The organism is Bacteroides intestinalis (assembly GCF_003464595.1).
In the GTDB taxonomy this organism is placed as follows: Bacteria; Bacteroidota; Bacteroidia; order Bacteroidales; family Bacteroidaceae; genus Bacteroides; species Bacteroides intestinalis_A.
The window spans coordinates 88,599-115,334 of the sequence record NZ_QRZF01000019.1 but is presented as its reverse complement, the minus strand read 5'-3'; the positions used below and the strand labels follow the sequence as shown (position 1 = coordinate 115,334).

22 protein-coding genes and 1 pseudogene are annotated in these 26,736 nt (G+C 46.1%); 10 read left to right on the top strand and 13 right to left on the bottom strand.

What is annotated here, in order from left to right; genetic code table 11:
• Nucleotides 1-44: 44 nt before the first annotated feature.
• Nucleotides 45-2,693: pseudogene (locus tag DWW10_RS20610) on the top strand (helicase-related protein); the annotation flags it as partial.
• Nucleotides 2,694-2,756: 63 nt separating this feature from the next.
• On the opposite strand, the gene DWW10_RS20605 reads toward DWW10_RS20610, so the two are convergent.
• The 5 genes from DWW10_RS20605 to DWW10_RS26615 form a co-directional block, all read right to left on the bottom strand.
• Nucleotides 2,757-3,770: a PDDEXK nuclease domain-containing protein gene (locus DWW10_RS20605; protein WP_117929171.1), complete on the bottom strand. Its 1,014-nt coding sequence runs from the start codon at nt 3,768-3,770 to the stop codon at nt 2,757-2,759.
• Nucleotides 3,771-3,905: 135 nt separating this feature from the next.
• A complete protein-coding gene (locus DWW10_RS20600) occupies nt 3,906-4,232 on the bottom strand; it encodes a helix-turn-helix domain-containing protein (RefSeq protein ID WP_004295487.1) in 327 nt (108 codons plus the stop codon).
• A gap of 3 nt (nt 4,233-4,235) precedes the next feature.
• Nucleotides 4,236-4,547 (bottom strand): helix-turn-helix domain-containing protein, encoded by a 312-nt coding sequence (locus tag DWW10_RS20595; protein ID WP_117508529.1) that lies wholly within the window; start codon nt 4,545-4,547, stop codon nt 4,236-4,238.
• Nucleotides 4,548-4,945: 398 nt separating this feature from the next.
• Nucleotides 4,946-5,806 carry an RteC domain-containing protein gene (locus DWW10_RS20590; protein ID WP_004295489.1) on the bottom strand — a complete coding sequence of 287 codons (861 nt, stop codon included), beginning with the start codon at nt 5,804-5,806 and terminating at the stop codon, nt 4,946-4,948.
• Nucleotides 5,807-5,911: 105 nt separating this feature from the next.
• Nucleotides 5,912-6,769: a helix-turn-helix transcriptional regulator gene (locus tag DWW10_RS26615; RefSeq protein ID WP_004294809.1), complete on the bottom strand. Its 858-nt coding sequence runs from the start codon at nt 6,767-6,769 to the stop codon at nt 5,912-5,914.
• 357 nt (nt 6,770-7,126) lie between these two features.
• Between DWW10_RS26615 and pdxB the strand changes: the two genes are divergently transcribed.
• On the top strand, nt 7,127-8,170 hold the full coding sequence (pdxB, locus tag DWW10_RS20580) for a 4-phosphoerythronate dehydrogenase PdxB (RefSeq protein ID WP_022392315.1): 1,044 nt from the start codon (nt 7,127-7,129) through the stop codon (nt 8,168-8,170).
• Between the two features lie 114 nt (nt 8,171-8,284).
• On the opposite strand, the gene purN is transcribed toward pdxB, so the two are convergent.
• Nucleotides 8,285-8,860 (bottom strand): phosphoribosylglycinamide formyltransferase, encoded by a 576-nt coding sequence (gene purN / locus DWW10_RS20575; RefSeq protein ID WP_022392316.1) that lies wholly within the window; start codon nt 8,858-8,860, stop codon nt 8,285-8,287.
• A 149-nt stretch (nt 8,861-9,009) separates the two neighbouring features.
• Here purN and DWW10_RS20570 point away from each other — a divergent pair, with 149 nt between their 5' ends.
• The 3 genes from DWW10_RS20570 to rnc are packed head-to-tail and all read left to right on the top strand — an operon-like array spanning nt 9,010 to nt 11,413.
• Complete coding sequence (locus DWW10_RS20570) at nt 9,010-9,246, top strand: acyl carrier protein (protein ID WP_004291965.1); 237 nt, start codon at nt 9,010-9,012, stop codon at nt 9,244-9,246.
• A gap of 19 nt (nt 9,247-9,265) precedes the next feature.
• Nucleotides 9,266-10,531, top strand: coding sequence for a beta-ketoacyl-ACP synthase II (fabF, locus tag DWW10_RS20565; protein ID WP_118420666.1), 1,266 nt, complete (start codon nt 9,266-9,268; stop codon nt 10,529-10,531).
• A gap of 6 nt (nt 10,532-10,537) precedes the next feature.
• Nucleotides 10,538-11,413 (top strand): ribonuclease III, encoded by an 876-nt coding sequence (rnc, locus tag DWW10_RS20560; RefSeq protein WP_022393278.1) that lies wholly within the window; start codon nt 10,538-10,540, stop codon nt 11,411-11,413.
• Between the two features lie 15 nt (nt 11,414-11,428).
• On the opposite strand, the gene DWW10_RS20555 is transcribed toward rnc, so the two are convergent.
• Nucleotides 11,429-12,439 carry an ATP-dependent 6-phosphofructokinase gene (locus tag DWW10_RS20555; RefSeq protein WP_022393277.1) on the bottom strand — a complete coding sequence of 337 codons (1,011 nt, stop codon included), beginning with the start codon at nt 12,437-12,439 and terminating at the stop codon, nt 11,429-11,431.
• A 196-nt stretch (nt 12,440-12,635) separates the two neighbouring features.
• Between DWW10_RS20555 and DWW10_RS20545 the strand changes: the two genes are divergently transcribed.
• Nucleotides 12,636-14,147 (top strand): GH3 auxin-responsive promoter family protein, encoded by a 1,512-nt coding sequence (locus DWW10_RS20545; protein WP_022393276.1) that lies wholly within the window; start codon nt 12,636-12,638, stop codon nt 14,145-14,147.
• Between the two features lie 192 nt (nt 14,148-14,339).
• On the opposite strand, the gene DWW10_RS20535 is transcribed toward DWW10_RS20545, so the two are convergent.
• Both DWW10_RS20535 and mnmA read right to left on the bottom strand, forming a co-directional pair.
• Nucleotides 14,340-15,221: a DUF3078 domain-containing protein gene (locus tag DWW10_RS20535; RefSeq protein ID WP_022393275.1), complete on the bottom strand. Its 882-nt coding sequence runs from the start codon at nt 15,219-15,221 to the stop codon at nt 14,340-14,342.
• A gap of 106 nt (nt 15,222-15,327) precedes the next feature.
• Nucleotides 15,328-16,380, bottom strand: coding sequence for a tRNA 2-thiouridine(34) synthase MnmA (gene mnmA, locus DWW10_RS20530; RefSeq protein WP_022393274.1), 1,053 nt, complete (start codon nt 16,378-16,380; stop codon nt 15,328-15,330).
• 68 nt (nt 16,381-16,448) lie between these two features.
• Here mnmA and DWW10_RS20525 point away from each other — a divergent pair, with 68 nt between their 5' ends.
• Nucleotides 16,449-17,183 carry a hypothetical protein gene (locus tag DWW10_RS20525; RefSeq protein ID WP_022393273.1) on the top strand — a complete coding sequence of 245 codons (735 nt, stop codon included), beginning with the start codon at nt 16,449-16,451 and terminating at the stop codon, nt 17,181-17,183.
• Nucleotides 17,184-17,300: 117 nt separating this feature from the next.
• A complete protein-coding gene (cysS, locus tag DWW10_RS20520; RefSeq protein ID WP_022393272.1) occupies nt 17,301-18,776 on the top strand; it encodes a cysteine--tRNA ligase in 1,476 nt (491 codons plus the stop codon).
• 81 nt (nt 18,777-18,857) lie between these two features.
• On the opposite strand, the gene DWW10_RS20515 is transcribed toward cysS, so the two are convergent.
• Nucleotides 18,858-20,405, bottom strand: coding sequence for a sulfatase family protein (locus DWW10_RS20515; protein ID WP_022393271.1), 1,548 nt, complete (start codon nt 20,403-20,405; stop codon nt 18,858-18,860).
• The gene (locus tag DWW10_RS20510; RefSeq protein ID WP_022393270.1) at nt 20,402-21,601 is read right to left on the bottom strand and encodes a glycoside hydrolase family 88 protein; all 1,200 of its coding nucleotides are present in this window, start codon (nt 21,599-21,601) and stop codon (nt 20,402-20,404) included. Before DWW10_RS20510 ends, DWW10_RS20515 begins: the two co-directional genes overlap by 4 nt.
• 155 nt (nt 21,602-21,756) lie before the next feature.
• Between DWW10_RS20510 and DWW10_RS20505 the strand changes: the two genes are divergently transcribed.
• Entirely contained in the window at nt 21,757-22,158 is a 402-nt protein-coding gene (locus tag DWW10_RS20505) for a PaaI family thioesterase (RefSeq protein WP_022393269.1), read from the top strand.
• Nucleotides 22,159-22,224: 66 nt separating this feature from the next.
• On the opposite strand, the gene DWW10_RS20500 is transcribed toward DWW10_RS20505, so the two are convergent.
• Together DWW10_RS20500 and DWW10_RS20495 are read right to left on the bottom strand one after the other, a co-directional pair.
• A complete protein-coding gene (locus tag DWW10_RS20500) occupies nt 22,225-23,103 on the bottom strand; it encodes a DUF3108 domain-containing protein (RefSeq protein WP_022393268.1) in 879 nt (292 codons plus the stop codon).
• Nucleotides 23,048-24,970: an Ig-like domain-containing domain gene (locus tag DWW10_RS20495; protein WP_022393267.1), complete on the bottom strand. Its 1,923-nt coding sequence runs from the start codon at nt 24,968-24,970 to the stop codon at nt 23,048-23,050. Before DWW10_RS20495 ends, DWW10_RS20500 begins: the two co-directional genes overlap by 56 nt.
• A 568-nt stretch (nt 24,971-25,538) precedes the next feature.
• Here DWW10_RS20495 and DWW10_RS20490 point away from each other — a divergent pair.
• Nucleotides 25,539-26,711 carry an efflux RND transporter periplasmic adaptor subunit gene (locus tag DWW10_RS20490; protein ID WP_022393266.1) on the top strand — a complete coding sequence of 391 codons (1,173 nt, stop codon included), beginning with the start codon at nt 25,539-25,541 and terminating at the stop codon, nt 26,709-26,711.
• The last annotated feature ends 25 nt before the right edge of the window (nt 26,712-26,736 follow it).

The window sequence follows — 26,736 nt, the reverse complement described above, 5'->3', positions numbered from 1 at the left end:
CCTACCGTCCGAAAGGACGGCAAGGCGCTTTGCGCTTAGCCTGTGGCGGCGGAAAGACCCTCATCATGTGCTGCGGGGCCTACGAGAAGAAACGCCTCGGGCTGGCCAACAAACCCATGATTATCGGGCTGAAAGCCAATATCCATGAAATAGCCCGGACGTTCTGCACCGCTTACCCGATGGCCAAAGTCCTCTACCCGGGCAAGGAGGATTTCACGCCCCGGAAGCGTGAGCGCATCTTCCGGGAGATACGCAACAACGACTGGGACGCCGTGATCCTCTCGCACGAACAGTTCGGCATGATACCCCAGTCCCCGGAGATACAGCAGGAGATATTGCAGGCCGAGCTGGACTGTGTGGAGGAGAACCTCGAAGTGCTCAAAGCACAAGGCAGGGACGTTTCCCGCGCCATGATGAAAGGGTGTCAGAAACGCAAGGCCAACCTGGAAGCCAAGTTGCAGAAGGTGGCGCACGCGCTGGAAACACGCAAGGACGACGCCGTGGACTTCCGCCTCATGGGTATCGACCACCTCTACGTGGACGAGAGCCACAAATTCAAGAACCTGACTTTCACGACCCGGCATGACCGGGTGGCGGGCCTCGGAAATCCCGAGGGGTCGCAGCGGGCGCTCAACATGCTTTTCGCGCTGCGTACCATACAGCAGCGCACGGGCCGCGACTTGGGGGCGACGTTCCTCTCGGGAACGACCATCTCTAACTCGCTCACGGAACTGTACCTGCTTTTCAAGTACCTGCGCCCGAAGGAACTGGAGCGTCAGAATATCCGCACCTTCGATGCCTGGGCGGCCATATTTGCCAAGAAAACCATCGACTACGAGTTTTCCGTGACCAACGAGGTCGTGCAAAAAGAACGGTTCCGATATTTCATCAAGGTTCCCGAACTGGCCATGTTCTACTCCGAGATTACAGATTACCGCTCGGCGGAGGATATAGGGATCGACCGACCGCAAAAGAACGAGATATTGCACAATATCCCGCCGACACCCCAGCAGACGGAGTTCATAGAACGGCTGGTGCAGTTCGCCAAATCGGGCGATGCCACGCTCCTGGGCCGCCTGCCGCTCTCGGAGCGGGAGGAAAAGGCGAAAATGCTCATTGCCACAGACTACGCCCGCAAGATGTCGCTCGATATGCGTATGATAGACCCCGAACTATACAGCGACCACGTGGACAACAAGGCGAGCCACTGCGCCCGTATGATTGCCGGTTACTACCGCCGTTTCGAGGCGTACAAAGGTACGCAGTTCGTATTCTCCGACCTGGGAACCTACAAACCCGGAGCGGGGTGGAACGTCTATTCCGAGATACGGCGTAAACTCGCGGAGGATTACGGCATACCCCAAAGCGAGGTGCGGTTCATCCAGGAGGCGACCTCGGAAAAAGCGCGCAAGGAGATGATCGCTGGTATGAACGCCGGAAAAATCCGCGTACTCTTCGGATCGACCGAGATGCTCGGGACGGGAGTGAACGCGCAGAAACGCTGCGTGGCGATACACCACCTGGACTGCCCCTGGCGTCCCAGCGACCTGGAGCAGCGCGACGGGCGGGGAATACGCACCGGGAACGAGATCGCCAAACTCCATGCCGACAACAAGGTGGACGTGATATTATACGCCGTCGAGAAGTCGCTCGACGCCTACAAGTTCGGGCTGTTGCACAACAAGCAACTGTTCATCCGCCAGCTCAAGACCAACAACATGGGAAGCCGTACCATCGACGAGGGGGCCATCGACGAAAAGAGCGGCATGAATTTTTCCGAGTATGTCGCCGTCCTCTCGGGAAATACAGACCTGCTGGACAAGGCCCGCCTGGAGAAGAAGATTGCCACGCTCGAAAGCGAACGCCAGGCATTCGTGCGCGGTAAATCATCGAGCCGCTACAAGCTGGAGCAGATCACGGAGAAGATAGAGAAGAACAACGACCTGATACGGCGTATCGGCAAGGATCTGGAACACTTCAAGGCCCGCGTCGAGTTCAACGAGGACGGCTCGTACCGCAATCCCGTGAAACTGAACGGGCTGGAAACCTCCGACCCCAAGCTCATCGGGAAACAGCTCAACCGTATCGCCGAAACGGCACGCACGCTCGACAGGCTCGAACCCATCGGGAGCCTCTACGGGTTCGAGCTGCTCGTCCAGAGCGAAACGACCGAGAAAGACGGGCTCGACCTGGTGCAGAACCGTTTTTATGTCCGGGGTGAAGGGGATTATCTCTACCAGTACAACTACGGGAATATCGCCTCCGACCCGCGACTGGCGGCGATGAACTTCATCCACGCGCTCGCGACCATCGAGCCGACGTTGGAAAAATTCCGGAAAAAGAATGAGGAACTGGAGAAAGATATTCCTGTCCTGCGGGAAGTGGTGGAAAGTTCCTGGCGTAAAGAACCCGAACTGACGGCCCTGAAAGCTGACCTGACGGAAATAGACCGCAGGATACAGCAAAGCCTCAAACCGATGGAAGAGAGCGAGGGAAAGGAGGCGGAGGAGGATAACGACGTGTGCCGGGAACGGCATGACACGGCGGAAGAGCTCCCGGGGAAAGACAACACGGCGGCTCGTATTCCTTCCCGGCTGCGGCAGATTGCCGACGCCTCCGGGGGGCGCATCGTAATTGCAGGCGTGGGCAGCCCGCCGGAGAACGGCCCCGCGAAGAAAGGGATCAAGATGTAAGCGAAAAGCCGACGGAAGTACAGATTTCCGTCGGCTTTTTTCATATGGCCGTGAGCGTTATTGTCACACTTCCTGCAAGAGTGTTTGCAGCTCCTCCTGCGTGGGAAGATAGGTCATGTACTGGGCGGCGAAGACCTGCTTTTCATCTTCGGGCAGCGTGTAACGGACGACCGCGTCGTTTTTCTCCGCGCAGAGGACGATACCCACCGGAGGGTTATCCCCGGGATTCATCAACTCACGGGTGTAGTAATTGACATACATCTGCATCTGCCCCAAATCCTGGTGGGTCAGCTCCCCGGATTTAAGGTCTATTAAAACGAAACAGCGAGCCAGGTAATTGTAAAAGACCAGGTCGATGTAGAAATGCTTGTCGTCGAAGGAGATACGCTTCTGTCGCGCGACGAAGGCGAAGCCTTTCCCGAGTTCGAGCATGAAGCGCTGCAAGCGGCTGATGAGCAGTTGCTCCAGATCGGTTTCCAGAAAATGCTCTCCCTGGGGGATACCGAGAAACTCCAGAATATACGGGTCGCGGATGATCTCTTTGGGTTCGACACGTCCGGGTTCGGTACAGGAAATCTCCTCTTTCACAGCCTTCTTGTCTCGGCTGGCCAGCAGGCGGTCATAGAAAAGCGTGTTGATTTGGCGGTCGAGCTGCCGGACACTCCAGTTTTCCTTGACGCACTCGTGCAGGTAAAAATCACGGGCGGCATCGCCCGACACCTTGAGAAGCGTGCGGCAATGCGACCAGCTCAATTTATCACACAGCGTGTGATATTTCGGGTAGCACTGGTAAAACTGCCTCATGTACCGCAGGTTGGTGGCCGTGAACCCGTTTCCGAACTCCGCCACGAGCCGCCTGGAAAGGGTGTTGATGACAGCCTTGCCATATCCGGCACGGTCGGTTCCCTGCTGCTCGTACTCCACTATATATTTCCCTACCTGCCAGTAAGCCCTCACAAGGGTCGAATTGACATGATGTATCACCTTCGCGCGCGCTTCCTGCAAGATATGGCGCACGTTATGCAGCAGCTCTTCCTCCCCTTTGTCGGCAGGATGTATTTTATCTGTTTCTTTCATTGTTCATTATTATATAGGCTTCCAAGTGCAAACATACTGATTTTACGGCAAATATCGAGCGGTTGTACCGTCTTGTCGTGCCTTATTCCATGTATCTCCGCGTTTTTCCATGACGCCGGACGCTCGGGACAGGGCCTAACCGGAACCGGCAGGACGATCCTTTTTCAGCTTGCGGAAGTTACTGAAGTTACGCTCGATGAACCGCAGGACGTCCGATTCCCGGTAGAAGGTCTTGTGATAGATCATCTCGTAAGGCAGCTCTCCCGAGGTACGGTAACGCTGGAGTGTGCGCTTGCTGATATTGAGCATACGGCACAGGTCGTAATTGTCCAGAAGACGCTCCCCGTCAGGCAGGATGGAAAGCGGCTGCTCCACGTCCCCCGCGCACAGCTTCTCGATACGTTCCAGCCGTTCCGAGAGCCGCTGCATCCATCCGTCGAAATATTCCTTATCCAGAAACATGGCCTACTCCTTTGGTCGGTTTTTGCGCCGCACGGAACGCTCCTTCAGCACACGGCGGATTTCCGTGAGGGAATAATACAGCTTCCGGTTGATGGCCGAATAGGTGATCACGTGATCCGAGCGGAGGCGTTGAAGGGTACGCCCGCTGATGCCCAGGTAACGGCAGACCTGCTCGCCGTCCATCCATTCGTCGTTTATATACTCCTTATTCCATGCACGCCCCTTTTCAGGGAGAGAGGCGATTGCAGCCTCTATTTTCTCTATACGCCCGACAAGCTCGTTATAGGCTCGCGAACTGATCACTATGATTTTCATACTCCTTTGTTTTTTAGTCTGTTACAAAGGTCGGGCTTATATGGACAGCTTAAAACGAGGTCGGTACGACTTTTTTTTGATAATTTGCAGTGAACTGATTCTCAACGGTTCATGCGGTGAAGAAGGCAGTGTTTTTTACCGAAATCCGCGGCCCGTACTCGGTATTTTTATTGGCAGAAATGCGATAGCATACTGTGATTCAACGCTTAACGGTGTTCTAATCCGGACGGGGCTACAACGGAACACCCGTATCGGCTCCTTATACGGGTGCAAATACGGGCGTTCGGGAAAGTTCCTTTCGAGAGTTACGGGGGAAAACCGACCTCGGTTCTTTTGTTATATACAACGCTGATTATCAGTGCTTCTATAAGAAATAGAGTGCTTTACCGGTTCATGTTCTACTCGGAATTGCCGTTTTTCTTGTTTCGCTTCCACGTCTGCATACGTTTAAGCAGGGCCTCTTTCGCCTTGTCAAGCCACGGTGTCGGGTTGTTTCGGATTTTCATATCGCAGAATGTCCTCGAAAGGTTCATGTCGAGGTGTACGTTGAAAGCGTTGGAAATGTAGCTGGCAAGTTGCGTGAGTGGCACATTGCCGAAACAGCCTTTACTGTCGAGCAGGTAAATAAGTTCCGTCAGATCCGTCTTCGAGTCCTGCCATGTCGGACGCACGTCAGGCAATGGCAGAACCATGTTCCGGAGGTTCGTGCTCTCCAGTGATTCCAATTCGCCCATAAGATAAACCGACAACATATCGTTGGCCAGGATTTTCGCCACCTTGAAATCCGCGTTTGTCGAAAACTGCGGGTCGAGTTCATAGTAGAAGGTTTCCAGGTATTGCTCCGTGTCGGTCTGCCCGCGCAGGAAATAGAGGCTGTCCAGGTGTGTAGCGCCGCTGCGGAAATAGCGGATAAAGTCGAGGCGTTTCTGCGTGTACGCGTTGATGGCCCGAACATGGGCGTCCAGGTACTCCCGTTGTGCCTCGATACTTCCTACCGGACGGTTCATCTCGATATTGTAGAGCTTGCGGTAATAGATCAGACGGCAAAAAAGACGAGGTTTGATTTCTTTGAAGAACTTTATTTCCTCGTCATCGTTTTGAAAACGGTAGCCGATGATATATTGTTTCAAACGGTCGAACGCTTCTCCCAGGACACGTGACGCTTCAAGCGACTTTTTCAACACGTCGGTATCCCGCGATTCGATACGTTCGATACTCCGCAGGACTTCGCTGTTTAATTTTTCTATAAATGCAATCATAATCCGTCTTGTTACTTTCGCGTATAAAGTTAGCGAATCGAAAAACCGGCGGATTACGATTTTTATCTTTCTCTTCGTTTTTTTATCACGGAGCCGATTTTAATGTCAGATCCGACCTTCCTGGCGGATGGAAGTGGGATTGCTCCCCATATTCCGCTTGCAAAAGTCCGTAAAGTGGGATTGGGCGGAGAAACCGCACATGTAGGCTATTTCCTGCAACGTGTAGTGTGTCGTCCGCAACAACTCCCCGATACGTTCGATACGGCGCTGACGTAACCACGAGGAGGCCGAGCAGCCGAAAACCCGCTGGAAACGCCGGCGGAAGGTAATCGTGCTGGAATACCCGCAAACCCCGGCGAGTTCCGTGACGTTATCCGAGGCAAGATAATTCGATTTGACACGGGAGATGAACTCGTAATCGTCCCCCAGGTGCAACAGCTCCTCGAACTCCCCGACATCGGCGGGAGTGAGATGTTCATAAGAGGCGTCGAGCATTTTCAGCATGACAGCAGCGTTACATTCAACGGGCATACCCAATGTCTTACGGGCTTCACGCAGGTAATTCTTGAACCGCAGCCGCAGCGTGTCGTGATGCGGGTAGGAACACTCGGACAGAATGGTGCAAACCGTCCGCAGTTCATCGACACAACAGTAGCCGAAATACCACGTTACAAGACGCTCGACGTAATGGACGACATGAAATTCCTCCGAAAGCATCAGAAGAAGCAGGAACGGGGTGAAATCCTGGTATTCCCTCGTTATGGGACGGGGTGCTTCGTCAAGCAAGGAGGCGATGTCCCGCATCAGCAGAGAATCTCCCGAGTACGCTTTTATTTGTTCGGAACTGCGGGCATAATCCCGGTAACGCGATATGACCGCCGACAAAGCATTGAACTTCACGGCGTGAACGCCTTCTATAAAGGAAGGGCGAAGACTGTTGTAAATGGATAAGTCGGTTTGCATAAGTCATTTCTATAAAACGGAGCCGCATCCCCTTGTTGCCAAAACTCCGCAAGTCGTTACTTATGAACCGCTTGGAACACGGTACGAATCCTAATTACAAATATATCGCATCTGATAATCCGGAACAAATATCAGCAGGTAAAAATGAAAATAAACCTCGTTATTTTTGATTATTACCTGCAATAATATTATATTTGCAAACAAATAAGAGTTGTTTGACAGCATGAGAAATATAGTGTATCAAAGCACTTTACCAATTTCTTATCCGTTGCCCATTCTCATGCGAGTTTCTTTTAATCTATTTGTAGTCAATTAAATACCTTCAGACTACATCAAATATAGGAAAAAAATACAGAAATGAAAGTCATTGTCGACAATAAAATACCTTTTATAAAGGAAGCTATCGAAAAGATAGCGGATGAAGTAATATATGCCCCTGGGAAGGACTTCACGCCTGTCTTAGTGAAAGATGCAGACGCATTGATCATCCGCACACGCACCCATTGCAACCGGGAATTATTAGAAGGAAGCCGGGTCCGATTCATTGCCACGGCCACAATCGGCTTCGATCATATAGATACAGAATATTGTCGGCAGGCAGGCATCGTATGGAAGAATGCACCGGGCTGTAACTCCGCATCCGTAGCCCAATACCTGCAATCCACACTTTTACTGGCGAAACTCCTGAAAGGAAAGAAGTTATCCGAAATGACCATGGGCATTGTCGGTGTGGGCAACGTAGGCAGCAAAGTAGCGGAGGTGGCCCGCGAACTGGGTATGCGGGTATTATTGAACGACTTGCCACGAGAAGATAAAGAAGGAAGCACCGGCTTCACCTCTTTACAACTCCTTGCCGAAGAGTGCGATGTCCTTACATTCCACGTACCTTTATATAAAGAAGGGAAATATAGGACTTTCCACCTGGCAGACCCGTCATTCTTCCGCTCACTGAAACGCGCACCTATCATCATCAACACTTCCCGCGGAGAGGTTATTGAGACGAAAGCTTTATTGGAGGCCCTCGAAAACGGGTTAATCTCAGATGCCGTCATCGATGTATGGGAAAACGAACCGGACATTAATCTCACCTTATTAAATAAGGTATTCATCGGAACGCCGCATATTGCCGGATATTCGGCAGATGGAAAAGCGAACGCCACCCGCATGTCGTTGGATTCTCTTTGCCAGCACTTTGGCATACAGGCTGATTATCGAATTGTTCCACCCGAACCGGAAAATCCGATGATCACTGCAACTACCGAAACAGAAGCCTACCTGCAGATGTATGATCCAAGACGGGACAGTGAAGCCTTAAAACAACATCCGGAACTATTTGAGAAATTAAGAGGAGATTATCCGCTGAGAAGAGAAAAATCGGCCTTCCGCGTAATGATTTCATAACATCTTCCTACCAACTCCGTATCAAGTCCGTACCAAGTCCGTACCAACTCCAAGCGTATAGATACGGAGATGATACGGACTTGATACAGCTCTGGTAAGTCCTTGAACAGAGTCTTAGACCTCGGATTCCAGCAATTTTTCTATTACCTTGGGATAAGTATCGTATTCCAGCACATGAATACGTTGTGCCAGTTCATCGGGAGTATCTTCCGGCAACACCGGACATTTAACCTGGCAAATAATGGCACCTTCATCATAATGCTCATTCGTATAGTGTATAGTAATACCACTTTCTTTTTCACCTGCAGCAATCACAGCTTCGTGTACGCGGTCGCCATACATTCCCTTTCCACCGAACTTTGGCAACAATGAAGGATGTATATTTATCATTTTATTAGGATAAGCATGCAAAATAGTATCCGGTATGCGAGCCAGGAATCCGGCCAACACTACAAAATCAATATTATGCTCCCGCAACACCGATAAAATCGCCTCTCCGCTCTCCCAATCACCCTTGGAAAAATAAAAGCAAGGCACTCCAAGCCCGCGTGAGCGCTCTAAAACGAACGCACTCTGACGATTAGTCAAAACCAGGGCCACACAAGCCACATTTTTTTCCTGGAAATAACGAATGATATTTTCTGCATTCGTTCCGCTTCCCGATGCTAAAACCGCGATCTTTTTCCTCATAAATCTTCTTTTTAGTGCACAAAACCGTGAAAAATGTGCAAAACATTGCATTTAATTCCCCAAATATTTGCGAGTGACGATAAATATTTATTCCTTTGCCCCGCAAATTTAAAGAAATAAAACTAATTATTAATTAAAAACTTAAAGTTATGTCTGAAATTGCATCAAGAGTGAAAGCGATTATCGTCGACAAATTAGGCGTTGAAGAATCAGAAGTTACTAACGAAGCTAGCTTCACTAACGATTTAGGAGCTGATTCTCTTGACACTGTAGAACTTATCATGGAATTCGAAAAGGAATTCGGTATCTCAATTCCGGATGACCAAGCTGAAAAGATTGGTACTGTAGGCGACGCCGTTTCTTACATCGAAGAACACGCTAAGTAATTCTATCCATCAATTTAATATGGAATTAAAAAGAGTTGTAGTAACAGGTCTTGGCGCCATTACTCCCATTGGCAATAGTGTTCCCGACTTTTGGGAAAACCTTGTGAATGGGGTTAGTGGAGCTGGACCTATTACTCATTTCGATGCTTCCCTTTTCAAGACCCAATTTGCCTGCGAAGTGAAAGACTTCGATGCAACCAAATATATCGACCGCAAAGAAGCCCGCAAAATGGACTTGTATACACAATATGCCATTGCTGTAGCTAAAGAAGCGGTTAGTGATTCTGGTCTTGACGTCGAAAATGAGGACTTAAACAGAATTGGTGTCATCTTTGGCGCCGGTATCGGTGGAATCCGTACATTCGAAGAAGAGGTAGGTAATTATGCCTTGACCGGTAAAGAAAACGGTCCCAAGTTCAATCCGTTCTTCATCCCCAAGATGATTTCGGATATTGCTGCAGGACAGATTTCTATCATGTACGGTTTCCACGGGCCCAACTACGCAACTTGCTCTGCATGCGCTACTTCCACAAATGCTATCGCTGATGCCTTCAACCTAATCCGTTTAGGCAAGGCTAACGTTATTGTGAGCGGTGGTTCGGAAGCTGCAATCACCGTTGGTGGTGTAGGCGGTTTCAATGCCATGCATGCATTATCAACCCGCAATGAATCTCCCACAACAGCATCTCGTCCGTTCAGCGCAAGCCGCGACGGTTTCGTAATGGGTGAAGGTGGCGGTTGCCTGATTCTTGAAGAACTGGAACATGCCAAAGCACGTGGTGCTAAGATTTATGCAGAAGTTGCCGGTGTAGGAATGTCTGCCGACGCTCACCATCTGACCGCTTCACATCCGGAAGGATTGGGAGCCAAGTTAGTGATGAGAAACGCGTTGGAAGATGCCGAAATGAAACCCGAAGAAGTAGATTATATCAATGTTCACGGTACTTCTACTCCTGTAGGTGATATATCGGAAGCTAAAGCTATTAAAGAGGTATTTGGTCAACATGCATTTGACTTGAACATCAGTTCAACAAAATCCATGACTGGTCACTTGCTGGGTGCCGCTGGTGCGGTAGAAGCCATCGCAAGTATTCTTGCGATCAAGAATGGCATCGTACCTCCGACTATCAACCACGAAGAGGGTGATAACGACGAAAACATCGACTATGACCTGAACCTTACGTTCAACAAGGCTCAAAAGCGCGAAGTGAACGTAGCTCTGTCCAATACATTTGGATTTGGTGGTCATAACGCATGTGTTATTTTCAAAAAATACGCAGAATAATCAGTCGTGTTACGTAATCAAATAGACAAAATAAGGCTCTTATTCCGTAAGGACAAAGAGTCTTATTTTTGTTTTTATAAGATACTGGGATTCTATCCCCGCAACATCCAGCTATATCAGCAGGCATTGTTGCACAAATCTACCTCCATCCGTTCGGAGAAAGGCCGCCCTTTAAATAATGAGCGACTGGAGTTTCTGGGTGACGCCATTCTTGACGCCATCGTAGGAGATATTGTCTACAAACATTTTGAAGGCCGTCGAGAGGGGTTCCTCACAAATACACGTTCCAAAATCGTGCAACGGGAAACACTCAACAAACTGGCGGTAGAAATCGGGCTGGACAAACTGGTAAAATACTCCACCCGTTCTTCCTCGCACAACAGTTATATGTACGGAAATGCTTTCGAAGCATTTATCGGCGCTATCTACCTGGACCAGGGTTACGAGCGCTGCAAGCGGTTCATGGAAGAAAAGATATTCAAGAATTACATTGACCTCGATAAGATGTCACGCAAAGAGGTGAATTTTAAATCGAAGCTGATTGAATGGAGCCAGAAGAGCAAAGTCGAAGTTTCATTCGAACTTATCGAACAGTTCCTTGACGAAGATTATAATCCTATGTTCCACACCGAAATACGCATCGAAGGCATATCGGCAGGGAAAGGAACCGGATATTCTAAAAAAGAGTCCCAACAAAATGCTGCTCAGGCTGCTTTAAAGAAAATAAAGAATGACGCCGCCTTCAAAGAACAGATTGAGGCAACTAAAGCGCAAAACCATCAGCAGGAAAATACGGAAGAAGCAGAAGAAATTATTGAGAGTGCCCTGATTGGAGAGAATCAGGAAGTTACTTCAGTTACCGGACATGAAGTGGGCGAATAATCATTCGCCCGTATTTCAACCAAAGCAGATTCCCATCCGTCGTCCTTGAACCACAAGGTCGTTATCTTCTGTTACCAACTTCAGCTTTCCGGCTATCTCTTCCAGAGGTGCAGAAGATATTTCATCCCCTTTCAATGTGATCATTCTACCGAATTGCTCTGTAGCTATTAGTTCTGTGGCATGTCCGCCCATGCGAGTAGACAGATTTCGGTCGAAAGGTGTAGGTGAACCTCCACGTTGAATATAGCCAAGCACCGTTTCACGGGTTTCAATACCCGTCTCGTACTCTATCTCCTGAGCAATGTACTCGGCGGCACGTTTCCGTCCATCCGTCTGTATGCCTTCGGCAACCACTACAATGGAATAAGGTTTTCCTTTCTTCAGGCGATTCAGAATAGTTTCACCTATATTATGTATATTATAAGGAATCTCAGGTATCAGGATCACATCTCCACCACCTGCCATACCGGAATAAAGTGCAATCCAACCTGCTTTATGTCCCATCACTTCAATCACCATCACCCGTTTGTGCGAACTGGCGGTAGAGTGCAACCGGTCGATGGCATCCGTAGCAATGCTCACAGCAGAATCAAATCCAAAAGAGAAATCTGTCCCCCAAATATCATTATCAATTGTCTTGGGTACGGATACAATATTCAGCCCCATGGCAGCCAGTTTCGCAGCAGTCTTCTGCGTACCATTACCACCGATACAGACCACGCAATCCAGTCCTAACTCTTTAACGTTCTGTTCAATAAGTGCCGGTTTATTCACATCGGACATCACACCATTCTTCTTGAAAGGCTTTTCACGGGAAGTACCCAGCATCGTTCCACCCTGGTTCAATAGACCAGACAAAGACTTATCGGTAAACGACTCCACATCTTTAGTCAGCAATCCTTGAAAGCCGCTATGAATGCCTATTACTTCCATTCCATAATGATTGATTGCAGTCTTGCATACTCCACGAATGGTGGCATTAATGCCGGGACAATCGCCCCCCGAAGTCAAAATTCCGATTCTCATAACAATTCTTTTTTTAGGGAACAAGTTAACGAGGTTTCAGGACACAAGGAAAGTTGTCTATTCCTCTTGTCAACTGGTCAACTTGTTATCTTGTCAACTGAATACATCCGTAAAGATAGAAAAAAAAGAGAAAAAAGATAGAGAAGCCAATAAATAAGATTATTTTTGCGCTACAAAATAGTTTTAACTAAGAGAGATGAATATCACAACATTGCTGAATAAGGTGTATTTTACCCCTCGCCTGAAAAGAATCGACTTATATGCCAACCGTGCAGAAGAGCTGCAGCACCAAGTGTTGAACCGTCTGGTGCGTATGGCCGAAAATACAGAATGGGGAAAAAAATATGATTATAAAAGCATTCATACTTATGAAGACTTTAGAAACAGACTGCCCATACAGACTTACGAAGAAGTAAAGCCGTATGTGGAACGCCTGCGTGCAGGAGAACAAAACCTGCTCTGGCCATCAGAGATACGCTGGTTTGCCAAGTCTTCGGGTACTACAAACGATAAAAGCAAATTCCTGCCCGTCAGCAAAGAGGCACTGAACGATACACACTATCAAGGTGGCAAAGATGCAGTTACTCTTTATCTGGCACAGAACCCCGACAGCCGTTTCTTCTCCGGACAAGGTCTGATTTTAGGTGGAAGCCATAGCCCCAATCTCAATTCCAGACATGGGCTCGTGGGCGACCTTTCCGCTATTCTGATTCAAAATATACATCCATTAGTAAACTGCGTTCGCGTTCCAAGCAAGAAGATCGCTCTCATGAGTGACTTTGAAAAGAAAATAGAAGCTATTGCCAACAGTGCTGTTTCAAAGGATGTAACCAGCCTCTCCGGTGTTCCTTCGTGGATGTTGGTACTCATCAAGCGTATTCTTGAAAAGACTGGCAAGGAATCTCTGGAAGAAATATGGCCCAACCTGGAAGTCTTCTTCCATGGAGGTGTTGCTTTTACACCTTACCGCGAACAATACAAAGAAGTAATCCGCTCGCCCAAGATGCATTACGTAGAAACGTACAATGCTTCCGAAGGATATTTCGGCACACAGAACGATCCGAATGATCCGGCTATGCTGTTGATGATTGACTATGGTATTTTCTACGAATTTATTCCATTGGAAGATGTGGAAAAAGAGAATCCCCGCATCTATTGTCTGGAGGAAGTCGAAGTAGACAAGAATTATGCACTGGTCATTTCTACTTCTGCAGGATTGTGGCGCTATATGATTGGGGATACTGTAAAATTCACGCAGAAAGACCCATATAAGTTCGTCATCACCGGACGTACCAAGCATTTCATCAATGCCTTCGGTGAAGAATTGATTGTGGATAATGCAGAAAGAGGGTTAGCTAAAGCTTGTGAAGCAACCGGAGCATTGATTTCTGATTATTCGGCTGCTCCTGTATTTATGGACGCCAAGGCCAAATGCCGCCATCAATGGTTGATTGAGTTTGCCCAGATGCCGGATAGCGTGGAGAATTTTGCCAAGATACTGGATGATACATTGAAAGAAGTCAACTCCGATTACGAAGCTAAACGGCAAAAGAATATCGCTCTGCAACCCCTTGAAGTAATTATAGCTCGTAAAGACTTGTTCCACGATTGGCTCGCCCAAAAAGGAAAGCTGGGCGGACAACATAAAGTACCGCGCCTTAGCAATACAAGGGTATATATCGAGGAGATGTTAGAACTGAACAAATAAAATTATAAAGTAATACAATAAATAGGAAAGGCCGTACTAATCTCTCAGTACGGCCTTTCCTATTTATTGTTTCATACCTTGAAACAAACAGTTTCATTACGGGAAACAAGTAGTTTCACACCGAGAAACAAACAGTTTCAAGTAATGAAACATTTTGTTTCAGCAGGAGAAACAGACAGTTGTCCCAGGCAATCAGAAATTATAAGCCAATCCAACACCCAGTATCTCTTTGAATTGTACTTTTGGACCTCTTTCAACGCCCTCATCAGTAAAGGTTTTCACATCATTATCATACTTTAAAGTCATGTTCAGAGTTGCCGAAAGTACTTTATTAATCTTCATGCTGATAAGTACATCCCAGTTTACATCTACATTGCCAAAGTCTTTATTATAAGGAGTAAAGAAGTCAGCCGTAGTAATCAGGTTTACATTCTCCATGACAGGCAATTCTGCACGAGCTTTCAGAAAAGCACCGGCTTCAATCTTAAAGTGGTCACCCGGATCAACTCCAAAGGAACCTAAATCTGATAGATAATCATCGCACACAAAGGTCATCTTGGTAGAAGCCGGTGAAAGGAAAATAGAATAGTTACTCTTCGGTCTATATTCCATACCTAAAGCGACATTGGAATAAGCGGGAGCGAAGAAATTGGAGATATAGTGACTCTTATCCGGATAATTATAACCTTTGGCAAACTGAGTATTCAAGTCAGCCATAAGCGTATAGTACCAAACTTTGGTGGCTGCATATCCCAACTGGGTAGATAATCCAATCTTATCAGTACTCTTTCTCATCCCCTGAGATTTGGTCTTCGACAGACCATAATCCAGCACCAGATTCGTTACCCACAGCCAGTCTCCGCTCTTATGCGTCAGCGAACCATTCAGGTAAGCATTCCCGGCTACAGAGTTCTCACCACCAGCCGACCAGTTTGTCATAGCAGTTTGCGACATGTTCACACCTGTCACACCTTTCAGTACCCATGCTCCTTCTTTGTATCCTTTATCGTCCGTTTGGGCAGAGACGATCGTTGCCAAGGCGGCAAATAGTATCATCAAATATATACGTTTCATACTGTTATTCGTTTTAATTGTTTCGTAAAAAATAGACGTCTTTCTATTTCAAACAGCGTAAACTATTTTTTGTTCAGGAATAAATAAAAGAATGACGGTATAAGGATTATATGATGATCCCTCCTCCCAACAGTAGACCAACCTCATCATAAAAAGCGGCAGCTTGTCCGGAAGCTATAGATTCCAACGGTTCATGCAGTTGCACATGGAGAAGATTCTCCCCAGTAATACGGACTGTACAATGATTGGCTTGTTTACGGTAGCGAATTCTAACGATGGCGTTCCGGGAATTTAGTAAGCGTGAAGCATCCACAATGTTCCAATCCTTCAGCAACATTTCTTCTTTATAAAGGGAAACAAGGGGAGCAAGTATCACCTCATTCGATGCTTTACGTATCTCTTTCACGAAGACAGCCCGATTCATATGGATACCCAATCCTCGGCGCTGACCGATTGTGTAGAAAGGATATCCTTCATGCCATCCTAAAAAAGTACCGCTTTCATCGAGAAATCGCCCTTTCTCCGGCAAAAGCTCCTGCGGAACTTCACGTTGTAGAAAAGAGCGGTAATCCATTGGGCAAAAGCAAACTCCAAGACTATCTTTCTTTGTTGCCGCTCGTTCAAAGCCTCGTCCGGCAGCATAAGTACGGACTTTATCTTTAGTCCAATCTCCCATTGGAAGAATCATACGTTCCAGAATATCCTGTTTTAGCCCCCAAAGAAAGAAAGTCTGATCCTTATCCCGGTCGGCAGCCGGAGCTATAAAATAATGGTTATCTTGAAAGACCTTGCGAACATAGTGTCCGGTTGAAATCCAATAAACACCCATTTCATCGGCTATCTTTGCCAGTAACGGCCACTTCAGTTCATTATTACAGAGCGTGCAAGGAACAGGAGTACGGGCAGAAAGATATTCATCTATAAAGTAACGGATTATACGTTCACGGAATAATTCGCGGGCATCATGAATGATATGCGGGATATTCAGGCGGGAAGCAAGAGTACGGGCATCATCCAGCGACTCCTCAAAGCCTTCCGAATCATAGAAACGAAACGTGACACCGGTAACTTCATAACCGGCTTCCTGCAATAACATGGCGGCAACGGAGCTGTCCGTACCTCCACTCATACCCAGTAATACACGTTTCTTTGATTTCATGGGTGCAAAAATAACAAAGGAAAAAGAAAATCACTACATTTGTTATCTTTAAAAAGACAACAACGCTAATGAACTACTACATCTGTGATCATATCACCTGGAAAAAATCCCTCTCACTACTAAAAAATGATATGGAAGGGCAACGTGTCTACTCCAACCTTTGGCAAATGACACGAGACGTACTGATGCTTTCACTCAGTCTTAGCGCTATGGCAAGTCTCGTTATATTAGTATTCGGGTTAATCAAGTTCATAGCTGACATCCTGTCCGGAACTACAGAACAGGCAACGACCTTGTTCGATGTAATCATCTTCTCAATGGCTTGTCCGGCAATATTTGTCGTTCCCCTCACTTGGGGGTTAGCTTATTTCGGATGGTATAAAAACCTCCGAAAGATTAATTCCCTTTTACAAAAGTTCATAGCCTCCCTTCCCGAAGCAGAAGATGTAAAACGTACTTCCCCGGTATCTTATACCTTGCACTACCATAAAAAAGAGTTTCACGCTATGTTCGAAGAGAAGGAAAAGACTACAACAGTGGCAGTAGCAAAAGGCGATCTCATACTCTTATTACCTTATCAGGACAAACAACAACGGACTACGGATGAACTATTTGAAGAAATAAAAGGATTCCTTGAAGGAAAGCTATTCGCCTCCTTTGCTATGGGGCCGAAATATATGCTATTCGCATTCAATAGCCGCCCTATCCCCTCTCAGGCGGAAGTTAAGCAAGCCGCAGAGACACTACTCTATCTGACAGAACGTTTCCAACTACAAGACCCTGACCCTGAGGAGGAGGAATAAATTCATCCGATAGCCGCTTCCCTCTTAGCTGTCAGTAAGAAAAAAGAATGAAAGAACTTATTATCTTATGAAATTGTTGTAACTTTGTGCTTTTAAAAAAACTAAAAATCAAACGTTATGGAACATCAACTGACAATTTACAACACCTTAGATAGGAAAAAGGAGCTATTCGTGCCATTGCACGCTCCACATGTAGGTATGTATGTCTGCGGTCCTACCGTTTACGGTGACGCGCATTTGGGACATGCACGTCCTGCCATTACTTTCGATTTACTTTTCCGCTACCTTACCCATCTGGGATATAAGGTGCGCTATGTACGCAATATCACCGATGTAGGCCATCTGGAGCATGATGCAGACGACGGAGAAGACAAAATAGCCAAGAAAGCACGACTGGAGCAACTGGAGCCGATGGAAGTAGCGCAATACTACATCAACCGCTACCATAAGGCTATGGAAGCGTTAAACGTACTTTCTCCCAGCATTGAGCCGCATGCTTCAGGACATATCATCGAGCAAATAGAATTGGTGAAAGAAATCCTGAAGAACGGATATGCATATGTCAGTGAAGGTTCCGTTTACTTCGACGTTGAGAAATATAACAAGGATTATCATTACGGAAAGCTTTCCGGTCGCAACCTGGATGATGTACTGAACACCACCCGCGAGCTGGACGGACAAGCAGAAAAGCATAATCCGGCCGACTTCGCTTTGTGGAAATGCGCCCAACCGGAACACATCATGCGTTGGCCTTCTCCGTGGAGCAACGGTTTCCCGGGATGGCATGCCGAATGTACAGCCATGGGTAAGAAATATCTCGGTGAGCATTTCGACATTCACGGCGGTGGTATGGACTTGATTTTCCCTCATCATGAATGTGAGATTGCACAATCGGTAGCATCACAGGGCAATGACATGGTACACTACTGGATGCACAACAACATGATTACCATCAACGGACAGAAGATGGGTAAATCATATGGTAACTTCATCAATCTGGATGAGTTCTTCAACGGCACACACAAGTTGCTGACACAGGCTTACAGCCCGATGACCATCCGCTTCTTCATCCTGCAAGCTCACTACCGCAGTACGGTAGACTTCAGCAACGAAGCTCTGCAAGCTGCAGAAAAAGGGTTGGGCCGAATGATGGATGCCGTAAACGGACTGGAAAAAATCATCCCGTCTGCTACATCCAGCGTAGATGTGAAAGCTGTGCGTGAAAAGTGTTATGAAGCCATGAATGATGATCTGAATACTCCGATAGTCATTGCTCACCTCTTCGATGGAGCCAGAATGATTAACAATATCATTGCAGGTAATGATACCATTACTGCCGAAGACTTGAAAGACCTGAAAGAGACATTCCATCTCTTCTGTTTCGATATTCTGGGATTGAAGGAAGAAAACGATTCCAATGAAGAACGTGAAGTTGCTTTCGGAAAAGTAGTAGACATGTTGCTGGAACAGCGCATGATGGCGAAAGCCAATAAGGACTGGGCTACCTCCGACAAGATTCGCAATGAACTTACAGCCCTCGGCTTTGAAATTAAAGACGGTAAAGACGGTTCTGAGTGGAAACTGAATAAGTAAATTCCACTGCCCTATAAAAAAAGCTGCCTCCCTCTGATTCTGTAGAATCGAGGAAGGCAGTTCCATTTAAAAAAGAGAGTTTTAGTAAGGTATCATGTCGGAAAGAATACGCTCCTTATACCAGGGATCATCTATTGCTTTCAATTCCTTGCCCATTTCACGGCAAAGCTCTGCAACGATCTCTTTATTTTCTTCCAATGGAAGATTATTCATCTGGTAAGGATCTTTTTCATCATCAAACAGCAGGCTCTTCTGCAACTTACGATCTTTCTTATCGATATAGAAAGCCAAAGTATAACGTGCTGTCTTATATCCTCTTGAAGAAGGGAAGTAAGTTTGCACCTTACCATCCGCATCTTTATCTCCATCCAAATTCTGAATATACAAAGCACCACAGGGACGTTCAATTTCCGCCTTTTCATCGAAGAAAAGTGGTGCCCAGTTACGTCCTTGCACATTGGTCGGAATAGAATCACCCAAACCACACAACCCCAGGACAGTCGGCATGATATCCGGTGCAGACATCAGAAGATTATCTACACGCGGCTGTATATGACCGGGATAACGTACCAGGAACGGTATGTTCATAGATTCGGAATAAGGAGAGTTCTTCGGGTCATCAGTAAACTGGCTACACATGGTTTCACCATGATCGGAAGCAAAGATTACAATCGTATTCTTATCCAGTCCTTGCTCTTTCAGTGTTTCCAGTATTTGACCAAAAGCACGGTCTACACCGGTAACAGAAGCAAAGTAATAACGTACGCTCTCTGCCTTCTCACGTTTCCTGTCTGCATTGGGACGAATCAGAAGGCTATCCAAAGGTTGGTCTTTGTACAGGTTGAAATCTTCTTCCATACAGTCGTCCAATGAACGGTACGGGCTGTGAGGCGGATTCATACCTACCATTATAAAGAATGGTTTCTTTGGATCGCGCACATTCCCTTCGTTCTTCAGATAAGAAACTACCATCTTGGACTCGTGCAACGGTGACCATTCTTTCGGATCGTGACGAATTCCATCCTTATCCCAGTAACGAGGATTCTTATGTTCATCGAAAGTACCATAAGAGTACCAGTAATTGAAACCGTGACGGCGTTCTTTCGGCGTATAAGCATCCCAGGCAGGTACACGTTCTTCTACATAATGACCGGGGCGTTGCGGATCGTTCGGTGTAGGAAAATCAGCATGCAACTTACCAAAGTAAGCACAGTCATACCCGGACTTATTGAACACATCGCTTATGCAATCCACATCAGTACGCAGGGAACTGATAGGGCGGTTTGAATTACAATTTAAAGGAATCCCACTTTTATTGGGATACATACCCGTCAACAACATACCACGGTGAGGGCTACTCAACGGACAGTTACTCTGGGCGGAACTCAACACCAGCGCTTCACGGGCAAAGCCATTCAGGTTAGGTGTATGCACCGGGTCATTGCGGAAGTTTACCTTATCGCGGAACCCGTCTTGTCCCCAAAACTCCATTGCCTGATTGCGGTATTGGTCGGGGAAGACATAAATAACATTTGGAAGTTGTGCCTGCTCTTCTTGCTGAGTTTTGCAGCCTTGCAAGGCAAACAGGCCCAAGCCTCCCAAAAACAAACTAAACCGATTGATTATCATTTTTCTAAGTCTCTTTTACGCATGATTCCTTCCAGGAAATAATAGTCTGCATAGTTCAATGGAACATCAATTTCAGCACCATGAGGAATACTACCTACAGAGTGCATCAGGATGAAGTTGCCATTAGTACCCACTTCAGCACGGTAAGCCGGAGAACCAAGGTTTTCCATAATCTTATCTGCTGTTTCCTTATAGTTTTTACCGGGAATATACGTACTCAGTTCATATAGAGCAGATGCTGTACAAGATGCTGCAGAAACGTCACGCGGTTCATTCGGAATATTAGGAGCATCGAAATCCCAATAAGGTACAAGGTCTTCCGGCAGGTTCGGATTATTAAAGATAAAGTTATAAATCTTCTCAGCCATATCCAGATACTTCTGATCATGAGTATAGCGGTAACACATGGTATACCCATAGATAGCCCAAGCTTGTCCGCGTGCCCAAGCAGACTCATCAGCATAGCCCTGCGCAGTTTGTCTCTTACGCACCTCACCGGTTACAGGATCATAGTCCACTACATGATAACAACTATTATCGTCACGGAAATGATTCTTCATGGTTGTATCAGCATGTTTCACGGCAATGTTATAGTAAGTAGAGTCCCCTGAAAGTTTGGAAGCTTCGAATAATAGTTCCAGATTCATCATATTATCTATGATAACCGGACATTTCCAGCCACGCTGTGCCTGCCAGCCTTTATCTGCATCCCAGGATTGAAGTACTCCTGCTCCCGGACGGAAACGAGTGGAAAGGGATTTTGCTGTCTGGATAATCACAGGCTTATATTCCTCTTTATTAGCAAAGCGGTATCCGTTCAGGTAACTACTACCAACCATAAAGCCTACATCATGATGCCAGGTCAGGTATTGTACAGAATCCAGCGCTTCAGTATACTTTTCAGCCAATGGCAACCATTTCTTGTCACCTGTCAGTTCATAGGTATACCAGATATTACCGGGAAAGAAACCGGAACACCAGTCATCAATGGGTACATATACAATGCTACCGTCTTTGTTAATGGTTCTTGGATTCAGAATTTTCCCTGATTTCTCAATAATGTCGGTCTGAATGGTCTCTTGTGCCACCGCATTATCAATATTCTCTTGGATAAAGTTGCTTTCGGCCTGCTTCTGACCTGTGCAACCCACCAAAACAAGGAGAGATACTCCCAATGTCGTGAGGATTGTTTTCATAATAATGATTTATTTATTAAAGTTTCATATTCTTTCGTCAGCAAATGTAGCGCAGGTTTATAGAAAAGACCCTCCTAAATTATACAGGAAAAGGGCAAAATTGTTACATTTGCGCATAAATCATACAGATTGAACTTTTTAATCATATCGAAAACATGACTCCACAAGAATTTTTCAAGAAAGATCTCTTTGCAGAACAAACCGGTGTAGAATTGCTGGAAGTGCGCGAAGGATATAGTAAAGCACGCCTTGTTATCACAGAAAATCACCTCAATGCAGGGCATCGCACACAAGGAGGCGCTATTTTCACCCTTGCCGACCTGGCACTGGCTGCCGCAGCCAATTCTCATGGCTCACTGGCATTCTCCCTTTCTTCCAATATTACCTTTTTGCGTGCCAGTGGTCCGGGCGATACGTTGTATGCCGAAGCACGCGAACGATACATCGGACGTACTACCGGATATTATCAGATAGACATCACCAACCAAGATGGAAAGCTGATTGCTACGTTTGAATCCAGCGTATTCCGAAAAGGCGATCCGCTACCGTTTTATTAGTGATTAGGGGTTAGTGATTAGCACCGTGCGGATAGCGCAGCCTACTAATCACTAATCACTAACCCCTCATTTCTTCCTTACAGCCGAAGTCATCGGATAGCGATTCCCCTGTACACTCTTAAAGAATGCCTTTGCCGAACCGAAATTGAGATACATATCCAAACGGATTGGAAGATGATTCTTATCATCTGAGATAAAGAAAGTAATCACCTCTTTTTCTTTTCCCTTCTTATATTCTACAAAAGAGAATACAAGGCAACGGTAAATCGTATCATTATTGGCTTTCACTTCCTCTTTTCCACGATAAATCAGCGTTTGTTCTTCTACCTTGCGTCCGGTAGCCATAGGAAACAGGATGCGGTCGCCTATTTTATAATCTGCCGGATCGTAAGAACGTGCCTGCGCCAGAATACTCAGCATATCGAAGATACAACGGCTGTCACTGTATTCCATCTCTTGCGGATCGCGGACCGGATTGTGCCAGATACGCCTCTGTTTTACGTTGGATACACCATCCTTATAGGAAAACCATGCCTCATCTACCGTATAGCGGTCACCCTCTTCGGCTGCCTTACGGAAATAAAGCGGTTCCAGTTTCTCACTGACATAGCATGTCAGCGTATCACGCATCTTAAAAAAGAAGTCCGTCTTTTTACTACCCACCGAAAGCAAGTTGAAACGGTAGGCTGGTTTCGACTGATAAGTTGTGGAGAAAGTTGTCAGGCTTGCCAGCCCTACCTTCTTCCAAATAAACTTCCAGTTAAAATATAAATCATACATCACATGCTCACCGGATTGAAAAGCGGTGTTTTCTGCCGTACATTGTGCTTTGGCAGGTGTAGCAATAGTAAGTAACAGGGCTCCCAATAGGCAGAATACCCATCCGCGTTTACCGGCGATTGCCGGAATTGCGGTTATTCTGGTTTTTCTTTTTCTTGTCTTCATCTGGTTTTTGTTTTTTGAGTTCTCCCGGTTTCTGTTTATCCAGTGGCCTATCATGTATATTCCAGCTCTGCGTCAGGTCAAAATTAGCTTTCAGCTCTAACACCTGATAGTAATAATACACTTCTTCCGGTTGCCGTTTATCTTCATATTTTCCGGTGTCCCATACACCGTTTCCATTCCTGTCATTAATGAGGCGTGCACTATATTTACCTGGATTCAGGAAGTAAAAATCCGCCCTGCCATTGACGACTGGCACTGTACGCACCACCTTGTCCTGTGCATCCAGCAAGTCAACAAATGCCAGCGAGTCCGCACCGCTCACATCAAAAAATATCTGTCCATATTCCTCAGGCTTCTTCACCTTGAATTCTTTCTTTACCTTATCGGTGAAAAGGCCGTATATTCCTTGGAAAGCCGTAGAATCCACCTCAAAGGTATAACTTTCACCGGGTTCCCAATCCGCATATACATTGTAACGCATCAGGTTCAATGAGTCCGGAATAAAGTCAAAAGGAACATCACGCCACAAGCTGTCTATCTTCTGTTTCAGATGAATTGTGCTATCAGCAACACTTGCCAGCGGTTCAGTGAACGTAAGGGAAATATAATCATAAATATCCATCGTACCCGGCGCATATACATCGACGGGCAAGAATACCGTCGGTTCTACATACTCCTTGCCTTCCTTTTCGGCTTTCTTTTTGGCCTTTTCAAGCTCTTTCTCTTTCTTCTCGCGTTCTTTCTCCAGTTCTTTCTCGGATTTGGGTCTAAGCTTCGACACGAGCTTCAGCGTATCTGTACGGGGAACCAGCTGATTGAGGGTATCCGTATAAAGGTAGGTAAGGCTCATCTTCAGGGTATCCATCTGATAAACCAAGGAATCCCTTATCCAGTATTGCAGCGTATCGATGCGTCCGGTAGGTTTCTCCACGATAAAAGCATCGGTTTCATCGAAATTCAGCCCCTTCAACAATGGTAAGCTGTCTGCCGGAGCCGAAAAATAGAAGGAGAACTTCCGAGGTTCGGGCCGCTCACTCTTAATAAGACGCTGCGATAAAGTAAGTTCCTTGAAACAGCGCAATATAACATCATCCGGAGAATAATGGGTATACATCTTCTCCATAATCGTATCTATCGTCAAAGAGTCTTTCCAGAGTGTGTCAAAGCGCATCCGCTGATCCATAGAAGGAATAATCAGAGAGTCTTCGAAAGCAATCACCTCGGTGGGCTGGCTATAGTAGAAGTTCTGGTCGGCATCCTGCAATCCATAGATACGGTATTCACCCGGAGCGACACCTCGAATCGTAAAACGTCCGCGGCTATCGGTGCGACCTACACGTTCGAAAGGTAACGTTGTAAAGGCTGAATCCGCCAGATTGGAATGCATACCTACCAGCATACCTTTCACCGGTTCCAGATTGAATGCATTCAATACGGTGCCGGATACCGCCATCGAGTCAATTACAGAACCGGTAGAGAAAGTAAATCCGAAATCAGGTAGCGGATTACCTTCATTGTTGTCCTGAATAGCATCCGCAAAGTCTATCGAATAAGTCATATTCGGCTTAAGGCTATCTTTCAAGGTGATCACCACCTTTTTTCCATTGGATTTTATTTCCGGCTGCTGCACCTGTGGAGGAGAAATCACAATCTTCTCACCCGGTTTATCAAGCTTGATGAATTCATCGAATTCAATCGTTATCTTCTTCCGGCTATTATTGAGCGCACCAGGCAAAGGCGTACTACCCACAAAGCGGGGGGGAGTTTCATCAATAGCACCACCCTCCGGACGACCGATGCTGGCGCAGGAATAAAGCACGGCAGCAACGATGGCAACACCTGCCAAACGATTGAAAAGAGATTTCATATTTGAATATTTGTTACGTAACATGCTGCAAAAATAAAGGTTATCCCTTAATAAGCAGTATGCTTTACAGTATTTTAATCAAAAAAGAGCAAGAAGATAGTTAAAACATATGAGATAGAGGAAAGGTTCAGCCCGCAACATCTCTATCGGGCAGACATTCATCATAACTCTGCTTCCCTGCTTCATTAAAGCATAAGAATCTTAACAATAATTCCGATGGAGCAAGTCTTAATGCTTCACCTACCAAGGTTTATTGTTCCATTTCTAAAGCCATAAAATTTTATATTTGGAAGATTTAAGACTCAGTAATCAAATATAAACAGTGGAATAGAGCACTTTATACAGGCAGAAAAGCGCCCTATATATAATATATGTATAAAACATAGTTAAAAATAGACGCAAATAGAACTAATCTGTTCAAAAATAGATAATTTTGCAGCCGGAAAACCGGAAGAGTGCTTTTAGTTTTCCCCTTTGTTCTCCGCATAATCCAACTATGACAAGACAGAAAAAGCCTGTATTTACCAAGATGAAAAAATAAACCAAAAGACAGAGAATAATTACAAGTATGAAGAGTAGATTGATTTTATTGGCATGTTGCCTGTCACTGTTCAGTTGCGGACAGAGTGACAAAACTACGGGTAAAGTACCCGAATTTGCAGTGATTACAGTGGAAACGACCACTGCTAACCTAACAAACAGTTATCCGGCTACAATCAGAGGTAAACAAGATGTCGAAATCCGCCCCATGGTAAGCGGTTTCATCACCAAATTACATGTAGACGAAGGTTCAGTAGTACGTAAAGGACAAGTGCTGTTCAGCATCGATCCCGTACAGTATCAGGCTGCCGTGAATTCAGCCAAAGCTGCTGTTGAAACAGCTAAAGCTGCCGTAAACACGCAAGAACTTACCGTAAACAACAAGCGTGAATTAAACAAAAAAAACATCATCAGCAATTATGACTTGCAGATGGCTGAGAATCAGCTGGCACAAACAAAAGCACAATTGGCACAAGCTGAAGCACAATTAGTAAACGCCAAAAACAATCTGTCGTATACCAGTGTAACCAGCCCCAGCGACGGCGTAGTAGGTAGCATCCCCTACCGTGTAGGTAGTTTGGTGAGCCCTTCCGTTACTACTCCGCTGACTACTGTTGCCGATATTTCTGAAATGTATGCTTACTTCTCCATGACTGAAAGACAACTACTTTCACAAATACGCGAGGGTGGCAGCACCAAGGAAATTCTGGAAAAGATGCCGGACGTACAGTTGCAACTCATCGACGGAACCATGTATGCCGACAGCGGACGTGTAGAAACGATCAGTGGTGTAATTGAACAGAAAACAGGTTCTGTAACTATGCGTGCCCTCTTTCCCAACAAACGTAATGTTCTGCGCAGCGGAAGTACAGGTAATGTAGTATTCCCCAACCCGATAACAAACGTTATCATGATACCGCAATCTGCCACTACTGAAATACAGGATAAGAAATTCGTATTCGTAGTGCAGCCTGACAACACATTGAAAAATACAGAAGTGCAAGTGTTCAAGCTGAACGACGGTAAATATTACTATGTAACCGAAGGCTTGAAAGCTGGTGACAAAGTAGTAATGGAAGGTGTGCAGAACCTGAGAGACGGAGCATCTATCACTCCTATCACTCCTGCAGAGAAAGAAGCTGAATATCAGAAAGCATTGAAAGACCAGAAAGAAGGTAATATCCAAACTGCGTTCAATTAACGTTTAACGGTTAATGATTAGCGAT

Coding starts and splice junctions, on each gene's coding strand:
- pdxB (WP_022392315.1), top strand. CDS start 7,127: ATGAAAGTCATTGTCGACAATAAAATACCTTTTATAAAGGAAGCTATC.
- DWW10_RS20595 (WP_117508529.1), bottom strand. CDS start 4,547: ATGAAAATCATAGTGATCAGTTCGCGAGCCTATAACGAGCTTGTCGGG.
- DWW10_RS20600 (WP_004295487.1), bottom strand. CDS start 4,232: ATGTTTCTGGATAAGGAATATTTCGACGGATGGATGCAGCGGCTCTCG.
- DWW10_RS20510 (WP_022393270.1), bottom strand. CDS start 21,601: ATGAAAACAATCCTCACGACATTGGGAGTATCTCTCCTTGTTTTGGTG.
- DWW10_RS20570 (WP_004291965.1), top strand. CDS start 9,010: ATGTCTGAAATTGCATCAAGAGTGAAAGCGATTATCGTCGACAAATTA.
- DWW10_RS20505 (WP_022393269.1), top strand. CDS start 21,757: ATGACTCCACAAGAATTTTTCAAGAAAGATCTCTTTGCAGAACAAACC.
- cysS (WP_022393272.1), top strand. CDS start 17,301: ATGGAACATCAACTGACAATTTACAACACCTTAGATAGGAAAAAGGAG.
- DWW10_RS20500 (WP_022393268.1), bottom strand. CDS start 23,103: ATGAAGACAAGAAAAAGAAAAACCAGAATAACCGCAATTCCGGCAATC.
- DWW10_RS20495 (WP_022393267.1), bottom strand. CDS start 24,970: ATGAAATCTCTTTTCAATCGTTTGGCAGGTGTTGCCATCGTTGCTGCC.
- DWW10_RS20590 (WP_004295489.1), bottom strand. CDS start 5,806: ATGATTGCATTTATAGAAAAATTAAACAGCGAAGTCCTGCGGAGTATC.
- DWW10_RS20555 (WP_022393277.1), bottom strand. CDS start 12,439: ATGAGAATCGGAATTTTGACTTCGGGGGGCGATTGTCCCGGCATTAAT.
- purN (WP_022392316.1), bottom strand. CDS start 8,860: ATGAGGAAAAAGATCGCGGTTTTAGCATCGGGAAGCGGAACGAATGCA.
- DWW10_RS20515 (WP_022393271.1), bottom strand. CDS start 20,405: ATGATAATCAATCGGTTTAGTTTGTTTTTGGGAGGCTTGGGCCTGTTT.
- mnmA (WP_022393274.1), bottom strand. CDS start 16,380: ATGAAATCAAAGAAACGTGTATTACTGGGTATGAGTGGAGGTACGGAC.
- DWW10_RS20535 (WP_022393275.1), bottom strand. CDS start 15,221: ATGAAACGTATATATTTGATGATACTATTTGCCGCCTTGGCAACGATC.
- fabF (WP_118420666.1), top strand. CDS start 9,266: ATGGAATTAAAAAGAGTTGTAGTAACAGGTCTTGGCGCCATTACTCCC.
- DWW10_RS20545 (WP_022393276.1), top strand. CDS start 12,636: ATGAATATCACAACATTGCTGAATAAGGTGTATTTTACCCCTCGCCTG.
- DWW10_RS20525 (WP_022393273.1), top strand. CDS start 16,449: ATGAACTACTACATCTGTGATCATATCACCTGGAAAAAATCCCTCTCA.
- DWW10_RS20490 (WP_022393266.1), top strand. CDS start 25,539: ATGAAGAGTAGATTGATTTTATTGGCATGTTGCCTGTCACTGTTCAGT.
- DWW10_RS26615 (WP_004294809.1), bottom strand. CDS start 6,769: ATGCAAACCGACTTATCCATTTACAACAGTCTTCGCCCTTCCTTTATA.
- DWW10_RS20605 (WP_117929171.1), bottom strand. CDS start 3,770: ATGAAAGAAACAGATAAAATACATCCTGCCGACAAAGGGGAGGAAGAG.